Below are 17873 nucleotides of genomic sequence, written 5' to 3' on the forward strand. Positions count from 1 at the left end.
CAGTGGAGGCTATAGACGTCCTTGCTTCGCTGGAAATCTTGGCGGCCGACCAGTGGGGAGTCATCACTGCGAAGCAGGCTGAACGCGAGGGAATCTCTCGTTTGTGGCTTAGCCGTCTGGTAAAGCGGGAGTATTTGACCCGAGCTCGTCGTGGTGTCTACTTGTTGCCGTCCTTCTCTAGTGACTCGCAATCAGATTTGAAGGTCGCTTGGATTTCTTTGGTACCTGAAAAATTTTTGGATGAACGTTGGCAGCAATCCAACAAACTCGTTGTGTCACATGAGTCAGCGGCAGAAGTGCATGGAATCGGTGACTTGATTTCGCAGCAGTTCACCTTTTCCGCGGAGGAACGCAAGCAAAGTAGCCAAGCGGATATTCGGATTTACACCCACCGGTTGTTGCCGGACAGTGACGTCGTAAATGTGGACGGGCTGCCCGTGACCTCAGTTGAGCGGACCGTGCTGGATCTAGCGGAACAAAAAATTGAGTTTAATTATTTGGCTCGGTATGTTGTGGAAGCCTTAGAAAAGCAAGGGGTCGGCTTTGTTGCTTTCCGGAGAAGGCTGAATGCTGTTGCATCTAGCTACGGCTTTAAATCAGGGAGTGAGCTCATTGATTCCGCCCTCGCGGAGGCGGGTGCTACTGAAGACTTGGAGGACGCGGTGCTGAGGGGGAATGCGGCATCTGACGTGTTGGCAGCCCTGGCTGAATCTCACAGAGAGTATTTGCAGAAACGGCCTGAGAAATGTGCTTGCAGTGGAATTTAATCCCCTTGAATCACAGTGGGTGGTAAGGGTTTCAAGAGGTAGATGAAAATGTGAATCTTTCGAAATTTTCGTTTTGTCCGTGTGGTCTTGGTAGTCTTGACCCCATGGCAAAGACACGTAAGGCAGAGCGCACGGTCCTGACGCCCTCGGATGTCCAGGGCATGCTCGATTTGGGGAACTTTCTCAAAAATGGAGTTCACAGCGCGGAGGCCGCGCTGGTTGGTCCTGACGGTCAAACAGTTCCGCTTCCTCTTGCGGTTTATGAACTCCTGCAGCAAGTTGCTGATGCCGCGCTCCAAGGAAAATCGATCGTGGTAGCCCCCGTCGATCAAAAGCTAACGACGCAGGAAGCTGCAGACTTTCTTGGCATTAGCAGGCCTACGCTCGTAAAACTTGTGGAGAATGGGGAAATCCCTTTTGAACGCACGGCCGGGGGAAAGCACCGTAAGCTCCGGCTCCAGGATGTGCTTTCCTACCAGGAATCGGTGAATCAGCGTCGTCGAGAGACCCTCAAAGAGATGGCGGAAGAAGTCGGCGGGGAAAGTCTGCTTGCATACGAATACGACATGGAGGCCGTTAACCAAGCAGTCAAGCGTGCCCGCTTGGAGAGTCAGCAGTGACCCGCTTCAGTGCTCTCCTAGATGCCTGCGTGTTAGTTCCGATTGCGCAGACAGATGGTTGGCGGAGGGAGGCTTGTTCAGTCCCTTATGGAGCCCGCAGATCATCGAAGAAACAGTGAGAGCACTGGAGTTTATTCACCCAGAGATGGCAAAAGATGGCAAGGCGCATCGCCGAGTAGAGGCAATGAACTCTGAACTCTGAACTCTGCTTTCAGTGACGCGGAGGTAACTGGTTGGGAAAGATTGCTCTGCGCTATTGATCTTCCTGACACCGACGATCGCCACGTTGTGGCCGCAGCTATCAAGGGCAGAGCAGACATTATTGTCACTGCGAACGAAAAAGATTTTCCTCCCTCTTGCTTAAGGCATTTTGGCCTAGATACGCAGACCCCAGACGAGTTTCTTCTTCATCAGCTCGATCTAGCTCCAACGCGAGTGATGAGAATACTTATGCAGCAGGCACAGGATTACGAAAACCCAGGCATCGGGACTTCCGACTTGCTCGATCTATTAGAAAAATGTCAACTTCATCAGTTTGTAGTGGAAGCACGCACTCAGATGTGGCGGTTGCGGGATCTGCCGCCACCTGCGTAGATCGCCGGCCAAGAAACCAAGCCGGTAGAATTAGCGCTTATGACTAACTTTCCTATTGCGCCTAAGCACCCTATGACCCGCGAGTTCCACGGACGCAGCTTCGTGGATAACTACGAGTGGCTGCGGGATAAGCAGTCCCCGGAGACGCTGGATTACCTGAACGCGGAAAACGCCTACACGGAGTCTAAGACTAAGCAACTGGAGACCCTGACGGAAAACATTTTCCAAGAGGTGAAGTCGCGTGTGAAGGAAACGGATATGTCCGTGCCCACGCGCCGGGGTGACTACTGGTACTACGGCCGTTCCATCGAGGGCAAGAACTACGGCATTTCCTGCCGTTTGCCGGTGGAAGATGGCCAGGATCCGTGGACCCCGCCGGTCATTCCGGAGGAGGGCGCACCGGCAGGCGAGCAGGTCCTGCTGGACGTCAATGAGCTGGCAGAGGGCCATGAGTTTTTCTCTTTGGGCGCGTCCACGGTGTCTGAATCTGGCCGCTTGTTGGCCTATTCGCAAGACACTGCGGGCGATGAGCGGTTCACGCTGTTTGTCAAGGACCTCCAGACCGGGGAGCTGCTGGAAGACCGCCTGGACGGCATTCATTACGGCGCTACCTGGATTGGGGATGAGTACATCTTCTACACCACGGTTGATGACGCGTGGCGCGCGGATAAGGTCTGGCGCCACCAGTTGGGCACCGCGCAGGACCAGGACGTGCTGGTTTTTGAGGAAAAAGACGAGCACTTCAACGTTGGTGTAGGAAAAGCGCGCAGCGATAAGTACGTGTTCATCGGCCTTGGTTCCAAGCTCACCAGTGAGGCCTGGGTCATTGAAGCAGATACTCCCGATGCCGCCCCGAAGTTACTGTGGCAGCGCGAGACGGGCGTGGATTACGACGTGGACCACGCCGTGGTGGGTGGCAAGGACTATTGGGTGGTCACCCACAACGCCACCGGCCCGAACTTTGAGGTGGGCTACTGCGAGGTCGGTGACTTAAAGCCCCTACGGGAGCTTAACGTCCTGATGGCGCACAGTGACACGGTGCGTATTGAGGGCGTGGATACCTACCGTGACCATATTGCGGTGGGTTACCGGCGCGGGGGCATCGGCAGAGCTGCGATCATGGACGTGCGCGCAGGATGGGGCGCGTTTGATGAGCTGACCTTTAAAGAGGAGCTCTACACCGTGGCTATTGGTGGCAACCCGGAGTGGGACGCGCCGGTGCTGCGCGTGAGCTACACCTCCTTCATCGAGCCGGGTCAGCTGTTTGATTACCGCGTGGCTACTGGCGAATACACGCTGTTGAAATCCCAGGAAATCCCCGGCGGCTACAACAAGGATGATTATGTGGCCTACCGCATGTGGGCTGAAGCAGAAGACGGCGCGCGCATCCCGGTGTCTGTTATCCACCGCGCGGACCTGGACCGTACCAAGCCCAACCCGGCGCTGCTGTATGCCTACGGCTCCTATGAGATGAGCATTGACCCGTACTTCTCCGTCTTCCGCCTGTCCCTGATGGACCGCGGCATGATCTATGCCATCGCGCACGTGCGCGGCGGTGGGGAGATGGGCCGGTCGTGGTACGACGAAGGCAAGATGCTCAATAAGAAAAACACGTTCACCGACTTCATTGCGGTTGCTGATGACTTGATTGCCCGCCGCGTGACCACGCCTAAGACGTTGGTGGCTGAGGGCGGTTCCGCCGGTGGCTTGCTCATGGGCGCGGTGGCCAACATGGCGCCGGATAGGTTTGTGGGCATCCAGGCGAATGTGCCGTTTGTGGACCCGCTGACCTCTATTTTGAAGCCGGAGCTGCCGCTGACCATCCCCGAGTGGGAGGAGTGGGGGGATCCGTACCATGACCCGGAGGTCTATGACTACATGTTGTCGTACTCTCCGTACGAGAACGTGGCGGCTCAGGACTACCCGGACATCTTGGCGCTGACCTCGCTCAATGACACCCGCGTGCTGTACGTGGAGCCGGCCAAGTGGATTGCCAAGCTGCGGGATACCGCTTCCTCGGGTGAGTTCTTGCTCAAGACGGAAATGGCTGCCGGCCACGGCGGCGTCTCCGGGCGCTACGCGAAGTGGCGCCAGAACGCCTTCGAGTTCGCCTGGACCATCAACAAGGCCACCGGCGCGACGGAATAGTTGCCGCGCGAAACCGGGCAGGCTGTGCGATAATTCCCAGTATGCGCGGTCTGCTCCTGGTTTCGGTCTCAAGTATCTTTGCCGGCACTCGGGAAGGTGCCGCCCGGCTGGTTGCGGAATTAGACAGCCGGGGCGTGCCGGTGTCGCTGTTGGTGGCACCGCACATTGATGGTTCGTGGCATCTAGCTAAAGACCCCGGGACTATGGCCTGGCTGCGGGAGCAGCAAGACTCTGGCCGGGCGCTTATCCTCAACGGGTTCGACCAAGCCGCCCAGGGCCGGCGTGCGGAGTTTGCCAATCTGCCGCCTCATGAGGCCAAGCTCCGGTTGGCCGGGGCCACCCGCCAGATGGCCCAGCTGGGGTTTGTTACCGGTATCTTCGCGCCGCCGCGGTGGCGCATGTCGCCCGGGGCGCTGGAGGTCTTACCGGAATTCGATTTCCGGCTGGCGGCCTCCACCAACGGCATTCACCAGCTGGATTCGGGCCGTTTGCACCAAACCCGGAACCTTTCCTACGGTGAGGGCTTTGGCTCGGCCAAGTGGTGGCGTCGCAACATCATCAAAGCTGCCGGGCGCTCCGCGCAGCGCGGTAATACCGTGCGGTTGTCCGTCTCCGCCCGGACGCTGCACGAGGACAAGGTCATGCGCGACTTCCTCAAGGCGGTCGATAGCGCAGCCGGCGCCGGTGCCCGCCCGGCTGATTACACGGCGTTTTTCTAGGTATTCCTCTCTGACAGGGGGAGCTTTTACCCCCTGGACAGTGGAAACGATGCCCATTAGAATGCCGGTAACCAGGCCGTGGGTGTCATTGGGCCCTAGGCGAAGTTTTGGTCTTTCGGGCCATGAAGTAAGGAGAAAACAATCGGTATCATGGAATTCCTCGTCATAGCGATCACTTTAATCATTCCTGTTCTCATCATTTTCGTGGCTTTCAAAGGCGCGCAAATATTGCTTGAGATCCGAAAGGATACGAAGCAGATCTTGAAAGAGGTTAGGAAATAAATTTCCTTGGCCTAGACAATGTGGCACGCAAGTGCCATGTTCGCCCGCTTTTCTACGGGAGTAGACCGGGTGCCGATGGGTGATGCTTGCCCATCGGCACTGTCATCTGGCCCTTCATCTGCGCTGGTATCCGGTGCTCTCCCTAGTGCTTTTCGCCATTGTCTGATCCTGCTAAACAGCAACATTCATAAAGGAATCGCTGTACTGTGGGCTCTAGGTGGGAACCAGCGGGCCTGGTCACAAGGCCCTCCCCAGTTTGGAAAGGCACTCAGATGACCGCTTATTCAATAATTATGGCCGTAACTTTGCTCCTGGCGGGAGCAATCATGTTGTGGTCCGGAATTAAGGCCCGACAAGGTGCCCTGCGCAGAAACATGTGGATCGGCATTCGGACCCCAGCTCTTCTGGCCAGCGACGAGGGCTGGATCGAAGGCCACAAAGCCGCAGCACCCTATTTGATAGCAAGCAGTATCCCACTTTTCGCAGGTGGCGTCTTCTGCTTGTTTGCCCAGGAATCCCTTCTCGCTTGGGTTGGCCTGCCGGTGGTCACTGTGATGTTGCTCCTGGTTTTGATCGGCTCTCAAAAAGCCAATTCGGCAGTGAAATAGGCTTTCCTTTGGGAGCTGCAGGCTGTTTGACCCGCGCGCTCCTTCCACACTGCCTGGCGGGCCACCCTGGGCCGCCAGGCCCCTGCCGTTTTAACGGATGTGTAGCGGCAGATGGTCGTAAATCCGCTGGAACAGCGGTCCAACTCCGGGTAGCTGGAGGGCGGATAGGAGCAGCGTCGCAATGGTAATGATGGCGGCTACAACGGTGGCGGGAATCCACCATTGCGAGGAATCCGAGCTTCCCGTTTCTCCGCGCGAAGGGGCTTCCACCACTTCCGTTGTTCCGTCGGTGTAATGAATTTCCCAGCGGCCGTCGGCTGCGGAGTTGATTGAAGCTATACCGCGTCCGTCGTGGCCGTCGCGGCCATCCTGACCGGCTTTACCGTCTTGGCCTTGAAGCTGTGACAGCGGCCCTAGATCTTTGACAGTGCCGTCGCTTAACGTAATGAGGAGATGACCAGCGCCGTTGGTCTGAACCTTGGTGATTCCTCCCCCTGGCGCTCCTTGTGGGCCTTGTGGTCCTGCGGGTCCGGTGTTGCCTTGTGGGCCTTGTGGTCCTGCGGGTCCGGTGTTGCCTTGTGGGCCTTGTGGTCCTGCGGGTCCGGTGTTGCCTTGTGGGCCTTGTGGGCCAACCACGTTGCCCAGATCCTGGGAGGTGCCGTTGGTGTAGAAAACCCAGAGGTGGCCGTCATCGGTCGTTTCGAAGCGGTCTACGATACGAGGTGAGTCCGCGGCCATGACCGTGAGCGTGGACGCCGTGCGTTCAGGGCTATTCTGCTTAATGCTTACGGCTAATTTTTCGCCCTCGGGTTTAACGTCCAGAATTTTGAAGTGGAAGTGGCCGTCCTTGTAACCCAGCGGCTTTAGGTTCTCCGACGCCGAATCATAAGAAAGGCCGCCAGGCAGATCATCGATAGCAACAAAATCAGAGTCGACCACATTAGCCATTTCCCCGCGGAGAGCGGTAGGCAGTGGAATGGACACGATGTCGTTTTCGGTTGCGTGGGTGCTTTTCCTAAACTCCGAAAAGACGTCGTCTTTAAGGTGAAACCCAACTTTGAGGGGATCGTGGTCAGAGGAGCGGTACGGGGACTGGTCGTAGAAGTTGACTACGTTCTGGTTGTATTCGGAGTACTCAAAAGCGCGGGGCTCATCGGCGTTGATGTCCCAGACCTGGACGTCGGAGATTTTGCCGGCGGCCTGTTCATTGACAATGAGGTGATCCAGGGTGCCCAGCCGGCCGTCGTACATGAATGAGGTACTGGTGTCGTAGTTCTCAGCGGGCACGGAGTAGCCGGCGTCGCGGAAGATGTTCAGCGCGTTTTCGTGCGTATTGGCGTTGAAGTCACCCATGAGGAAGATGGGCTTGTCCGCCCAGTCGGTCTGCGCGTCCACGAATTCCAAGACAGCGCGGGACTGTTCATCGCGGAAGATGGCGTTGTTGCCCTGGCCGTCATGGCGGTCCTCACCGCCGGCTTTGACGTAGCCCTTGGACTTGAAGTGGTTGGCCACGACCACGATGTGCTCGGCGTTAGGATCTGTGACGGAGGCGAACTCCTGGGCCATGGGCTCACGGGCGGAGCGGTAGAAGGCGTCGTGCTTGTAAATCCGGGACTCGCCCACAGGGGTGAACTTGTCCGGGTTGTAGATAAACGCGGTGCGCACCACGTCACCCTTCACGGGCACGTTGGCGGGGGAGGGGACAAACTTCCAGTTGCCGCCGGCCTTGTTGAGCTCCTCCGTCAGGTGAGCCAGGGCGTCGTCGCGGCGGTTGAGATCCCCGGTGACGGCGTAGGTGTTTTCTACCTCCACCAGCGTCACGATGTCCGTGTTCAGCTGGTTGATAGCGGAGACAATCTTGGCCTGCTGGCGCTTGAAGTTCTCCTCGTTCCAGGCGCCGCGGGTGGTGCCTTCCTTGACCTTGATGGGGTTGCCGTCCTTATCTGTGCTGGCGCTATCACCGTATTCGGTGCCCAAGGAGATGAAGTAGTTCAGCACGTTGAACGCGCCGATGGTGTATTCGCTGTCCATCTCCGGCGCCTGCGGGCGGGATACCTCCCAGCTGATTGGCAGCTCGCTGCTTGTAGAGTTGCCGGTCACCGGCGCTTGCGGCTGGAGCGTCCAGTGCCCGTAGGCATAGCGCAGCAGCACAGGTTGCTGGAACCTCACCTGGTCGGTAAGCCGCAGGGTCTTAATGGTCTGGCCGCCGTCCTGGGAGAGGTAAGGGACCGGGGTGTCCTTGTCGCCTGCGGTGTAGTCCCCGGTGCGGCCGTCGTCTAGGTAGATAATCCGCTGCGGGTTCTCACGCAAGAGCCTCTGGGTGGGGGAGTTATCATCGTGGGAGGGCAGGTGGTGCTCGGTGGGCGCATAGAGCGGCTTAGTCCCGCCGTTGAGCCCCACCGTGCCATTGACGTGGAGATCGTAGTGGTCGGTCACGGTGTGCACGCCGGGTTGGATGAGCATGTTCTCGTAGGCCTCCCGCGCCTTGTCGCCCATGGGTAGCTCATCAATTTTCAGCGGAGTAACCGGGGCAAGGTCTTCGATAACCTCAATGGACTTCGCGCGGATCTGGGTGTCCTCGTACTTCTCCCGCACGGTTCCAGTGACCTTGACGGACTGGCCAAGCTCGGGGTAGTCCGTGCCGGCCGGGACGGAGATGAAAATGCCGTGCGAGGGGGCATCGGCGGCATGGGGCGCAGTGCCGGTGCCGGCGGTCTGGATGGTGAAACCGTCAAAGCCGCCCTCCTTCCACACGCCGGTGACTACGCCCTCGGTGTTGACCTCCTGGCCCTGCATGGTGGACTCCATCTCCGTGCCCTGGATATCCGCGATGGGCGTAATCACCTGATACGCCGGCAGCAGGTCAGGGTAGTTGCCGGTGGCGTTTTGTGGGGTGGGGTCACCAGCCTGGAAGTCTGCGGCGTTGTTGTCAGTGTCCTGGCCGTTTGTACGGCTCACAGACTTGGCGTTGCTGTGGCCGGTGGCGGGGCGGGATTCAAAAAGCCCGGACGCGCCGTAGCCCACCTTGTCTATTATCCCCGCCTCCTCGGAGCTTAAGGTCACCGATCCATAGGACGCCGCCAGGCTGAAGCCGGCGTCATAGTCGGCCGGGGGCAGGCCCTTCTCACCGCCGGAGCCGGTGGCGCCTTTAATGAGGAAGTAGCCCTGCGGCGCGATGTCCACGCGCGGCAGCCGCTTGGATTCCTTGAGCGCTCCCTGCTTGTCGTAATAAGCAATGTTGGTCCCGGCTAGGGATAAAGGCTTATCCGTGGGGTTATAAAGCTCAATGAAGTCAGAGTCGTAGAGCGCCCCGGAGTTTCCGCCGCCGCCGTGGACCTCGTTGATGACAATGCTGTCACCTGCAGGGGCGGCGTAGGCGGTAGGGGTTGTCAAGGACGTAACTAGCGCGGCAATGCTCAAGATACCTAGGCGCTGAGGGGACATGGTTAGCCTCCAAGGGTTGGGGTTGGATGCTTAAAAGTTTAGCTGGATAGGTTTTCGCTCCCCAATCGCGATAGACTGAGCAGGCATTTGTAGCTACGCACAGTAAGGCAGAAAAATCATGGCTCGTGTTGTTGTCAATGTCATGCCCAAGGCAGAAATCCTGGACCCGCAGGGACAAGCAGTTGTCCGCGCGCTGGGTCGAATTGGTGTTTCCGGGGTCAATGACGTCCGTCAGGGAAAGCGTTTTGAAATCGAAGTAGATGACTCGGTATCCAAGGAAGACCTGCACAAAGTTGCAGAGACCTTGCTTGCCAACACCGTTATCGAGGACTTTACCGTGGAGGTCTCCTAAGTGAGTGCAAAGATTGGTGTCATTACCTTTCCCGGCACCTTGGATGACGTAGACGCCGCGCGTGCGGTGCGTCTGGCTGGTGCGGAAGCCGTGAGCCTGTGGCACGCGGATGAAGACTTGAAAAACGTTGACGCCGTAGTAGTACCCGGCGGGTTTTCTTACGGGGACTACCTGCGCACCGGCGCAATTTCTGCGCTGGCGCCAGTCATGCGCGCCGTGATTGACGCCGCCGGCAAAGGAATGCCCGTCCTGGGCATTTGCAACGGCTTCCAGATTCTGACTGAAGCCGGCCTGCTGCCGGGCGCGCTGACCCGCAACAAGGGCCTGCACTTCCACTGCGTGGACACTTTCCTGACCGTGGATAACGCCAACACGGCGTGGACCACCGAGTTTGAGTCCGGTTCCAAGATCCTGGTTCCGGCTAAGCACGGGGAGGGCCGCTTCCAGGCCAGCGCTGAAACAGTGAAGCAGCTGGAGGAAGAAGGCCGCGTGGTCTTCCGCTATACGGATAACTTCAACGGCTCCGTCAACGACATTGCCGGAATCACCAATGAGACCGGCCGCGTGGTTGGACTCATGCCGCACCCAGAGCACGCCGTAGAGACCCTCACCGGGCCGTCCACGGATGGTCTGGGTCTTTTTGTCTCCGCCATCAACGCTATTACCAAAGGAGCTTAACCCGTGACCGTTCATAACGACACCGTTGAGCAAGCAACCTCTAGCCCGGAGCAGGCGCAGCCCTACCGCGAGCTGGGGCTCAAAGACGATGAGTACGCCCGCATCAAAGACATCCTGGGCCGCCGCCCCACCGACGCGGAGCTGACCATGTACTCCGTCATGTGGTCCGAGCACTGCTCGTACAAGTCCTCCAAGACGCACCTGCGCTACTTCGGTGAGACCATGACCGCGGAGATGGGTGAGAAGATCCTAGCCGGTATTGGTGAAAACGCCGGCGTGGTAGACATCGGAGACGGCAACGCGGTGACCTTCCGCGTGGAGTCCCACAACCACCCCTCCTACGTGGAGCCGCACCAGGGTGCAGCCACCGGCGTAGGCGGAATTGTCCGCGACATCATGGCCATGGGCGCACGCCCCATCGCCGTGATGGACCAGCTGCGCTTCGGCGCTGCCGATGCCCCCGACACCAAGCGCGTCCTGCCCGGCGTCGTGGATGGCATTTCCCACTACGGCAACTGCCTGGGCCTGCCCAACATTGGCGGGGAAACCGTTTTTGATGACTCCTATGCCGGCAACCCGCTGGTCAACGCCCTGTGCGTGGGCACTCTGCGGGTGGATGACCTCAAGCTGGCCTTTGCCTCTGGCAAGGGCAACAAGGTTATCTTGTTCGGCTCCCGCACCGGACTAGACGGGATTGGCGGGGTGTCCGTACTGGCGTCCGACACCTTCGAAGACGGAGCGGAGCGCAAACTGCCCGCAGTGCAGGTAGGCGACCCCTTCGCGGAGAAGGTCCTCATTGAGTGCTGCCTGGACCTCTACCACGCCGGCGTGGTCGTGGGCATCCAGGACTTGGGCGGCGCGGGCTTGGCCTGTGCGACCTCTGAACTGGCGGCATCGGGAGATGGTGGCATGGAAATCAATTTGGACGCCGTACCGCTGCGCGCAGAAAACATGACCGCCGCGGAAATCCTGGCCTCCGAATCCCAAGAGCGCATGTGCGCCGTGGTGGCCCCGGAGAACGTGGACAAGTTCCTAGAAATCTGCGCCCACTGGGACGTCACCTGCGCCGAAATCGGTGAGGTCACCGACGGCACCCGCCTTATCATCCGCCATCAGGGTGAAGTAGTGGTGGACGCGCCGCCGTCAACCATCGCTGATGAGGCCCCGGAATACAACCGCCCCTACGCCCGGCCTGAGTGGCAAGACGAGCTGCAGAAATTCACCGGCGTGCCCACCGCACCGCTGGGTGAGGCCCTCACCAAGCTGGTTGCCTCCCCCGCACTGTGCTCCCGTGATTTCATCACCAACCAATACGACCGCTACGTGCGCGGCAACACCGTGCAAGCCAGCCACTCCGACTCCGGCGTGCTGCGCATTGATGAGGAAACCGGGCGCGGCGTGGCGGTGTCCGCTGACGCCTCTGGCCGCTACACCAAGCTCGAACCCAACACCGGCGCACGCCTGGCCCTGGCGGAGGCCTACCGCAACGTGGCCGTCACCGGCGCCACCCCGGTGGCTATCACCAACTGCCTGAACTACGGCTCCCCGGAAAACCCGGACGTGATGTGGCAGTTCCGCGAGTCCGTGCACGGCCTGGCCGACGGCGCCGTGGAGCTGGGTATTCCCGTCTCCGGCGGCAACGTGTCCTTCTACAACCAGACCGGTGATGAGCCCATCCTGCCCACTCCCGTGGTGGGCGTGCTGGGCGTATTCGATGACGTCTCCAAGTCCATCGGCCACAGCGTCTCCAAGCCCGCGGAGCTCATCTTGTTGGGTGAGACCATGGATGAGTTTGGCGGTTCCATCTGGCAGCAAGTCTCCACTGGTGAGCTGGGCGGCCTGCCGCCCAAGGTGGACCTGGCCAATGAAAAGCGCCTGGTGGACTTCTTTAGCGGTGCTGAAGACGTCTTGGCTGCGCACGACCTGTCCGAGGGCGGCCTAGCAGTGGCCGCGTTTGAGATGGTAAAGCGCGCCGGGCTGGGAGTGGACCTGGACTTGTCCGCCGTCCACGCGGATGACTTCGTGGCGGCCTTCTCCGAGTCCGCCTCCCGCGCGCTCGTAGCTTGTGACGCTGAGCGTGTGGACGCCGTGCTGGCCCGCGCCGCTGAATGCGGTGTACCGGCTGTACGCGTGGGCGCGGTCAATGACTCCGGCAACTTCACCTTCGGTGGCCAGACCGTGGCCGTGGCTGACCTGGTTGCCGCCTGGTCCGCCACGCTGCCCGACCTTTTTGGTCACGCGGTGGGCGCTAACTCCGTAGTGGAGTAAAGCGCACCTCTGACCGGCCGGCCCCCTTGCTTGGGGCCGGCCTTCGCGGTTGTACGGCCCATTGTTGTTAGCTCAGCCGGTGCCCGGTGACGTTGGTTGGTAGATAACCTCCGGCGACGCCTGTACCTCTTTCCAGTTTGCGCCGGGACGGTGTCGTTCGTTGGTAGAAAATCTCTGGCGACGCCTGTACCTCTTTCCAGTTTGCGCCGGGACAGTGTCGTTCGTTGGTAGATAATCTCTGGCGACGCCTGGTTTAGGACTTATCTACCAATGGACGGACATGTGGTGATCTTTAAAGATCGCGGGCGCCAATCGTGCGGGCGATAGTTTGGGCCCAGCTGACCTTCATCTCATGGGCAAAAAGCCCGAAGGTGTGCGCACCCAGCGGAGAGTAGTAATGGTTGACGCGAACTCCCGCCTGGCGGGCGGAGCGGACAAAGTCAGCGGTACACATGTTGGATACCCGCTCAACCAGCTGGGGGCCAATAGCTGACTTCAAGGACTGGGAACCAATGTCCGGGCCGCCGGGAATTCCGGAGGCGGAAGCAGTGAAAACCTCAACGTCGCGCAGGAGGTGCAAGTTGGACGCGGGGTCATTGTTGCGCCAGGCGGGACCGCCCGGCAGGCCCCAAGCGTTCATGGAACTGCCACCGCCGGAGGACATCATGGCTGAGGCTACCGTCGCGCCTAGAGGACTAGACTGCATTGGGCATCCAGAGTAGGAAGCAGCGGCGCGGAAACGTGCTGAATTGTGCGCAGCGATGTTTAAGGCGGCGGCACCGGTGGAAGAAAGCCCCGCTACGGCATCTACCCCAGTTCCGCCAAAAGCCGCGTCAATAAGCGGTGGAAGTTCGCGTCCAACGTAGGTACTCCACCTGTTGACACCAAGAATTGGGTCAGGGGAGCTCCAGTCGGTGTACAGGGAATACGGTCCACCCAGCGGCATGACAACGTTGACGTTTTTTCGAGCAAACCAGGGTTTGACGTCAGTACTGACCAGCCAGTTGAGGCCTTGTTGCCCGCCCTCAATTCCTGGAAGCAGGTAGAAGCTGGGGCGCGGGCCCGGAGCATTTTCGGGGACTAGGACGTTATTTTCAATTATGGCGCGGTTGGCAGGCGACCACACGCGCACGCGCCAGTGGTTAGCGTGGACGTGGGTCTTTTCCACGATGAAGGCGTTGTTTCCCAACCACGGCTGCGGGTTGTTGGCCAGGGTTTCTGCGACTTTTCCGGGAAGGTGGCTGGAAAGTTGGGCGTTGGCCACCGCCGGGGTGGTGAGCAAGCAGGCGCTGAGAGCAAGAGCGATCTTGAGGGGAGAAGAAAAAACCATAGCTAGATCTTATCGTGTTTGGTTGCCGGGCGGGCTATTAAACCTCTAAAACATCCGCAGCCCGCACCTGCTAAGCTTACGCCAGCGTAGGTTAGGTGCGCAGGCCGGTTGCGCAGGCCGGGTACGTAGGCTTGATGCGTAGGTGGCTTGATGCATAGGTTGGCCGCGCTGGCCGCGATTGTGTGCAGCTGGCAGGGTGGTTGAACTTCCGCCATCACGGGGAGCACTGTGCAGACCGCCCGTGTGCCGGATGACCCCGGGGCCTGCGGCCAGGGGTAACTGGGCCACCAAGCCCCGCCCAACTTTAGTGAAAGGAGCCCCGGTGGTAGAAAAGCGCCCAGAAACCGTGATTGAAAAGACGCTCTTAGTGGCGGACAGGGGGCCGCGCCCGCTGGTGCGTGGCTGGTTGCATGCGGGCGCGGCGCTGCTATCGCTGATAGTTGCCACGGTGCTGGCCACCTTTTCCTGGATGACACTGGCGTGGTGGCAGGCCCTAGGAGTGAACGTTTATTGCCTGGGGTTGGTGGTTTTGTTCGGGGTTTCGGCTGCTTATCACCTTATCCCGTGGCGGTCCCCGGCTACGGTGGCGTGGTGGCGCCGGGCGGACCACGCCGTTATCGCAGTATTTATTGCCGCCACGTACACGCCCATGCTGCTAATTGTGACCCCGGATGCCTGGTGGATGCTGCTGATAGCGTGGGTGGGCGCGGCCGCGGCGGCGGTGCTGAACCTAGCGTGGATTGAGCACCCGCGGGCGCTGGACGTGGTGGTCTATCTTTCTTTGGGGTGGCTTATCATCCCCCTGATTCCCCAAGTCTGGTCCCACGCGGGAGCCGGAGTGGTGTGGCTGCTGTTTGCCGGCGGGGTCATTTATTCCCTGGGGGCGCTGGTGTACGGGTTTAAGTGGCCCGGCCGCAACGCCCGGTGGTTTGGCTATCACGAGCATTTCCACGCCGCCACGGTAGTAGCGGCAGCCATTCATTTGGTGGCCATGTGGATAGTGGTGGCGCGCTAGTTGGTCTGCCCTCCATCTGGTGCGCGGGCTAGTCGGTGCACGGGCTAGCTGGTGTGCGGGGCTAGTCGGTGCGCGAGCTGGCTGGTGTGCGTACTAGCCGGCGTGCGCGTTAGTCGATGTGTTGGACGTTGAGCGGTGCCACCAAAGGTTGCGGGGAGTACTTACCGCGCAGCTCGCGCAGAATGGTGGCGTGCTCGGCAAGCCGCTTATCCTCCGGGGTTTGCGGAGTGAATTGCCGCGCCATCACCGGGTTCCAGTCTTGGTCCATAGCCATGTAGGTCACGGTAGCGTGGATAGCGGTTTCCAGCTGGCTGCGGCCGTCCACTGGCGCTCCGGAGCGCACGTGCACGCTCATCTGCATGCTGCGCTTGTCAGTGCGCATCATACGCGCGTCAACCTCAATGAGGTCGCCGATGGAGATGGGCTTATAAAAACGAATTCCGCCGGCGTAGACCGCCACGGTGTGCTGCGCTGACCACTCGGTGGTACACGCCGTACCGGCTTCATCAATCCACTCCATGGCCGTACCGCCGTGGACTTTTCCGCCCCAGTTCACGTCCGTGGGTTTGGCAAGGAAGCGGTGGATCATGCGGGGGGCATCGGAAGGGCCGTTGTAAGTCTGTTTATCCATCTCCGCCTCGATGGCCTGACGCAGTTCAATCCGGGATTTGGCGGTCTCCATAACGCGGCGTTCTTCGTCCGTGGCAGGTTCAAAGCGAGGAACCTGGGTGGGTTTGTTAGTGGAGGGGTCCTTGGCCACGAAGATGACCAGGCAGTCGCAAGCGCGGGTGAACACGCCTTCCCGGGGGTCAGCAGAACGGACTTCGTTGATGATGTGCATCGAGCTGCGGCCAGTAAGGGCTATGCGGGAGCGGACCTCCACAATGTGCCCGGAGGGGATAGGGCGGGTGAAGTGAATGTGTCCCACATACGCGGTCACGCAGTAGGCGCCGGACCACTGGGCGGCGCAGGCGTAGGCGGCTTTATCTATCCATTCGAGGACGCGTCCGCCGCCAATTCCCTGCGCGCCGGCAATAGTAATGTCGGTTGGGGAGGCCATAAAGCGCAGCGTGATGGACGGGGATTTTTCTGTATGGGGCATGCGTTCAAGTATAGAATCTGGGGCTATGGCAAAGAAATATGATCCGGAGGAGCTGCGTGTGGCGGTGGCGGAGGTCCGCGACTGGGTGGAAGGGCATGGGCCCACCCCACCCCGGGCGCAGGTAGCGCAGGCGGTGCGGCTCACGGCGCGGGCGGTGGCCCATGACGCGCCGGGGCATAGTGTGGAGTTGCGGGTGCCCCCGTTTGTGGCCGTGCAGTGCATAGATGGTCCGCGGCACACGCGCGGTACGCCGCCCAATGTGGTGGAGACGGATCCGCTGACGTGGCTCAAGTTGGCGTTGGGGCAGGTAAGCTTTGCTGATGCCACCGTGGCGGGCCAAGTAGACGCCTCCGGCGCGCGTGCGTCCGAAATTGCTCAGTGGGTGCCCGTGGTTTAGGGTTTGCCGTTTAGTTTTCTAGGGCTTTTGCAGTTATTATGGGGGCGTGAACTGCGCGACTGAAGTCAGTAACCTAGATGATCATGGTGAGAATGCTCCACAAGATGAATGTGGTGTATTTGGTATATGGGCCCCCGGTGAGGAAGTTTCTAAACTTACCTACTTTGGGCTATTTGCCCTCCAGCACCGCGGCCAGGAGGCCGCCGGAATTGCGGTGGGGGATGAAGACAGAATCTTAGTTTTTAAAGATATGGGCCTGGTGGCCAATATCTTTGATGAATCCACCTTGAACTCCTTGCAGGGCAACGTGGGAGTGGGGCATACCCGCTATTCCACGGCCGGTGGCAAGGAATGGGCCAATGTCCAGCCCATGCTCACTACCTCCCCCAACGGCGTGGATATCGCGCTGGGCCATAATGGCAACTTGGTTAACTACCTAGAGCTGCGTGATGAAACCATGAAGCGTGGTTTGGTGAAGTCAGGAAATGAGACGGTCTCTGACTCCATGTGCCTGTCTTTGCTGCTGGCGGACGGCGTGGGGGAAGACACCACCATTTTTGAGTCCGCCCGCGCGCTCTTGCCCAAGGTCAAGGGAGCTTTCAGCCTGACTTTCACTGACGGTCATACTCTCTACGCCGCGCGTGATGTGCACGGCGTGCGTCCGCTGTGTTTGGGTCGTTTGCCCAAGGGCTGGGTGGTGGCCTCAGAAACGTGCGCCCTTGATATCGTGGGCGCGCAGTTCATCAGGGAAATTGAGCCCGGTGAGATTGTGGCTATTGATGAAGCCGGGGTCCGTTCGGCGCGTTTCCAGGAAGAAAACCGCAACGGCTGCGTGTTTGAGTACGTCTATTTGGCGCGCCCGGACTCCACCATCAAGGGCCGTTCTGTCAACGCCGCGCGCGTGGACATTGGCAAGCGTCTGGCCCGCATGTGGCCGGCTGAGGGTGCAGATATGGTCATCCCTGTTCCAGAATCCGGCAACCCGGCGGCGGTGGGCTACGCCCGGGAATCCGGCATCCCGTTTGGCCACGGGTTGGTCAAAAACGCCTACGTGGGCCGCACCTTCATCCAACCCACGCAAACCCTGCGGCAGCTGGGCATTCGCCTCAAACTCAACCCGTTGCGTGAGGTGATTGAGGGCAAGAAGCTAGTGGTTGTGGATGACTCCATTGTGCGCGGCAACACCCAGCGCGCGCTCATCCGCATGCTGCGGGAGGCGGGTGCCGCTGAGGTACACGTTCGCATTGCCTCCCCGCCGGTGAAATGGCCGTGTTTTTACGGCATTGATTTCGCCTCACCAGCTGAACTGATTGCCAACATCACGGACTCCGAGGACCCAGAGATCATGGCGGAGGTCATCCGGGAGGCAATCGGTGCGGACTCCTTGGGCTTTGTCACTACTGAAGAGATGATAGAGTCCACCCATCAACCTCGGAACGAGCTGTGCGCAGCTTGCTTTGACGGCAAATATCCACTTGGCCTACCGGCCGGCAATCCCCATGCTGAGGCAGTAAAGAAGCTGCTCAGCGTCGACTCCTAAAGGATTTTT

General features: G+C 59.8%; 15 protein-coding genes. 12 read left to right on the forward strand and 3 right to left on the reverse strand.

The genetic code is table 11. The annotated features are described in order from the left end of the window. The first annotated feature begins 2 nt into the window (after positions 1-2). The 6 genes from F4V58_RS01925 to F4V58_RS01950 all read left to right on the forward strand — a co-directional run bounded on the left by F4V58_RS01925 (position 3) and on the right by F4V58_RS01950 (position 5738). Complete coding sequence (locus F4V58_RS01925) at positions 3-767, forward strand: type IV toxin-antitoxin system AbiEi family antitoxin domain-containing protein (protein WP_169833296.1); 765 nt, start codon at positions 3-5, stop codon at positions 765-767. 104 nt (positions 768-871) lie between these two features. Next, positions 872-1387: a helix-turn-helix domain-containing protein gene (locus tag F4V58_RS01930; RefSeq protein WP_075732903.1), complete on the forward strand. Its 516-nt coding sequence runs from the start codon at positions 872-874 to the stop codon at positions 1385-1387. A 450-nt stretch (positions 1388-1837) separates the two neighbouring features. Continuing rightward, positions 1838-1981, forward strand: coding sequence for a hypothetical protein (locus tag F4V58_RS13130; protein WP_483862412.1), 144 nt, complete (start codon positions 1838-1840; stop codon positions 1979-1981). A gap of 39 nt (positions 1982-2020) precedes the next feature. Beyond that, positions 2021-4129, forward strand: a complete 2109-nt coding sequence (locus F4V58_RS01940; protein WP_075732905.1) for a S9 family peptidase — start codon at positions 2021-2023, stop codon at positions 4127-4129. A gap of 41 nt (positions 4130-4170) precedes the next feature. Next, positions 4171-4848, forward strand: coding sequence for a DUF2334 domain-containing protein (locus tag F4V58_RS01945; RefSeq protein ID WP_075732907.1), 678 nt, complete (start codon positions 4171-4173; stop codon positions 4846-4848). Between the two features lie 554 nt (positions 4849-5402). Beyond that, the gene (locus F4V58_RS01950) at positions 5403-5738 is read left to right on the forward strand and encodes an SdpI family protein (RefSeq protein ID WP_075732909.1); all 336 of its coding nucleotides are present in this window, start codon (positions 5403-5405) and stop codon (positions 5736-5738) included. 90 nt (positions 5739-5828) lie between these two features. Here F4V58_RS01950 and F4V58_RS01955 read toward each other — a convergent pair whose 3' ends face one another. Beyond that, on the reverse strand, positions 5829-9182 hold the full coding sequence (locus F4V58_RS01955; RefSeq protein WP_150385674.1) for an ExeM/NucH family extracellular endonuclease: 3354 nt from the start codon (positions 9180-9182) through the stop codon (positions 5829-5831). A gap of 118 nt (positions 9183-9300) precedes the next feature. Between F4V58_RS01955 and purS the strand changes: the two genes are divergently transcribed. Genes purS through purL form a run of 3 tightly spaced genes read left to right on the forward strand, consistent with a single transcriptional unit; the run spans position 9301 to position 12480 of the window. Continuing rightward, positions 9301-9534 (forward strand): phosphoribosylformylglycinamidine synthase subunit PurS, encoded by a 234-nt coding sequence (gene purS, locus F4V58_RS01960; protein ID WP_075732913.1) that lies wholly within the window; start codon positions 9301-9303, stop codon positions 9532-9534. After that, entirely contained in the window at positions 9535-10212 is a 678-nt protein-coding gene (gene purQ / locus F4V58_RS01965; protein ID WP_075732915.1) for a phosphoribosylformylglycinamidine synthase subunit PurQ, read from the forward strand. A gap of 3 nt (positions 10213-10215) precedes the next feature. After that, the gene (gene purL / locus F4V58_RS01970; RefSeq protein WP_075732917.1) at positions 10216-12480 is read left to right on the forward strand and encodes a phosphoribosylformylglycinamidine synthase subunit PurL; all 2265 of its coding nucleotides are present in this window, start codon (positions 10216-10218) and stop codon (positions 12478-12480) included. A gap of 292 nt (positions 12481-12772) precedes the next feature. On the opposite strand, the gene F4V58_RS01975 is transcribed toward purL, so the two are convergent. Continuing rightward, positions 12773-13810 carry an alpha/beta hydrolase gene (locus tag F4V58_RS01975; RefSeq protein WP_084559645.1) on the reverse strand — a complete coding sequence of 346 codons (1038 nt, stop codon included), beginning with the start codon at positions 13808-13810 and terminating at the stop codon, positions 12773-12775. 322 nt (positions 13811-14132) lie between these two features. Here F4V58_RS01975 and trhA point away from each other — a divergent pair, with 322 nt between their 5' ends. Next, positions 14133-14825, forward strand: a complete 693-nt coding sequence (gene trhA, locus F4V58_RS01980; protein WP_245803014.1) for a PAQR family membrane homeostasis protein TrhA — start codon at positions 14133-14135, stop codon at positions 14823-14825. A 109-nt stretch (positions 14826-14934) separates the two neighbouring features. Here the strand turns inward: trhA and F4V58_RS01985 are convergent, their stop codons facing one another. Continuing rightward, positions 14935-15927 (reverse strand): acyl-CoA thioesterase, encoded by a 993-nt coding sequence (locus F4V58_RS01985; RefSeq protein WP_075732919.1) that lies wholly within the window; start codon positions 15925-15927, stop codon positions 14935-14937. A 25-nt stretch (positions 15928-15952) separates the two neighbouring features. Between F4V58_RS01985 and F4V58_RS01990 the strand changes: the two genes are divergently transcribed. Together F4V58_RS01990 and purF are read left to right on the forward strand one after the other, a co-directional pair. After that, the gene (locus F4V58_RS01990) at positions 15953-16324 is read left to right on the forward strand and encodes a sterol carrier family protein (RefSeq protein WP_075732921.1); all 372 of its coding nucleotides are present in this window, start codon (positions 15953-15955) and stop codon (positions 16322-16324) included. A 46-nt stretch (positions 16325-16370) separates the two neighbouring features. Further along, positions 16371-17864 (forward strand): amidophosphoribosyltransferase, encoded by a 1494-nt coding sequence (purF, locus tag F4V58_RS01995; RefSeq protein ID WP_075732923.1) that lies wholly within the window; start codon positions 16371-16373, stop codon positions 17862-17864. The last annotated feature ends 9 nt before the right edge of the window (positions 17865-17873 follow it).

It is taken from the genome of Corynebacterium phocae (assembly GCF_008693075.1).
GTDB lineage: Bacteria > Actinomycetota > Actinomycetes > Mycobacteriales > Mycobacteriaceae > Corynebacterium > Corynebacterium phocae.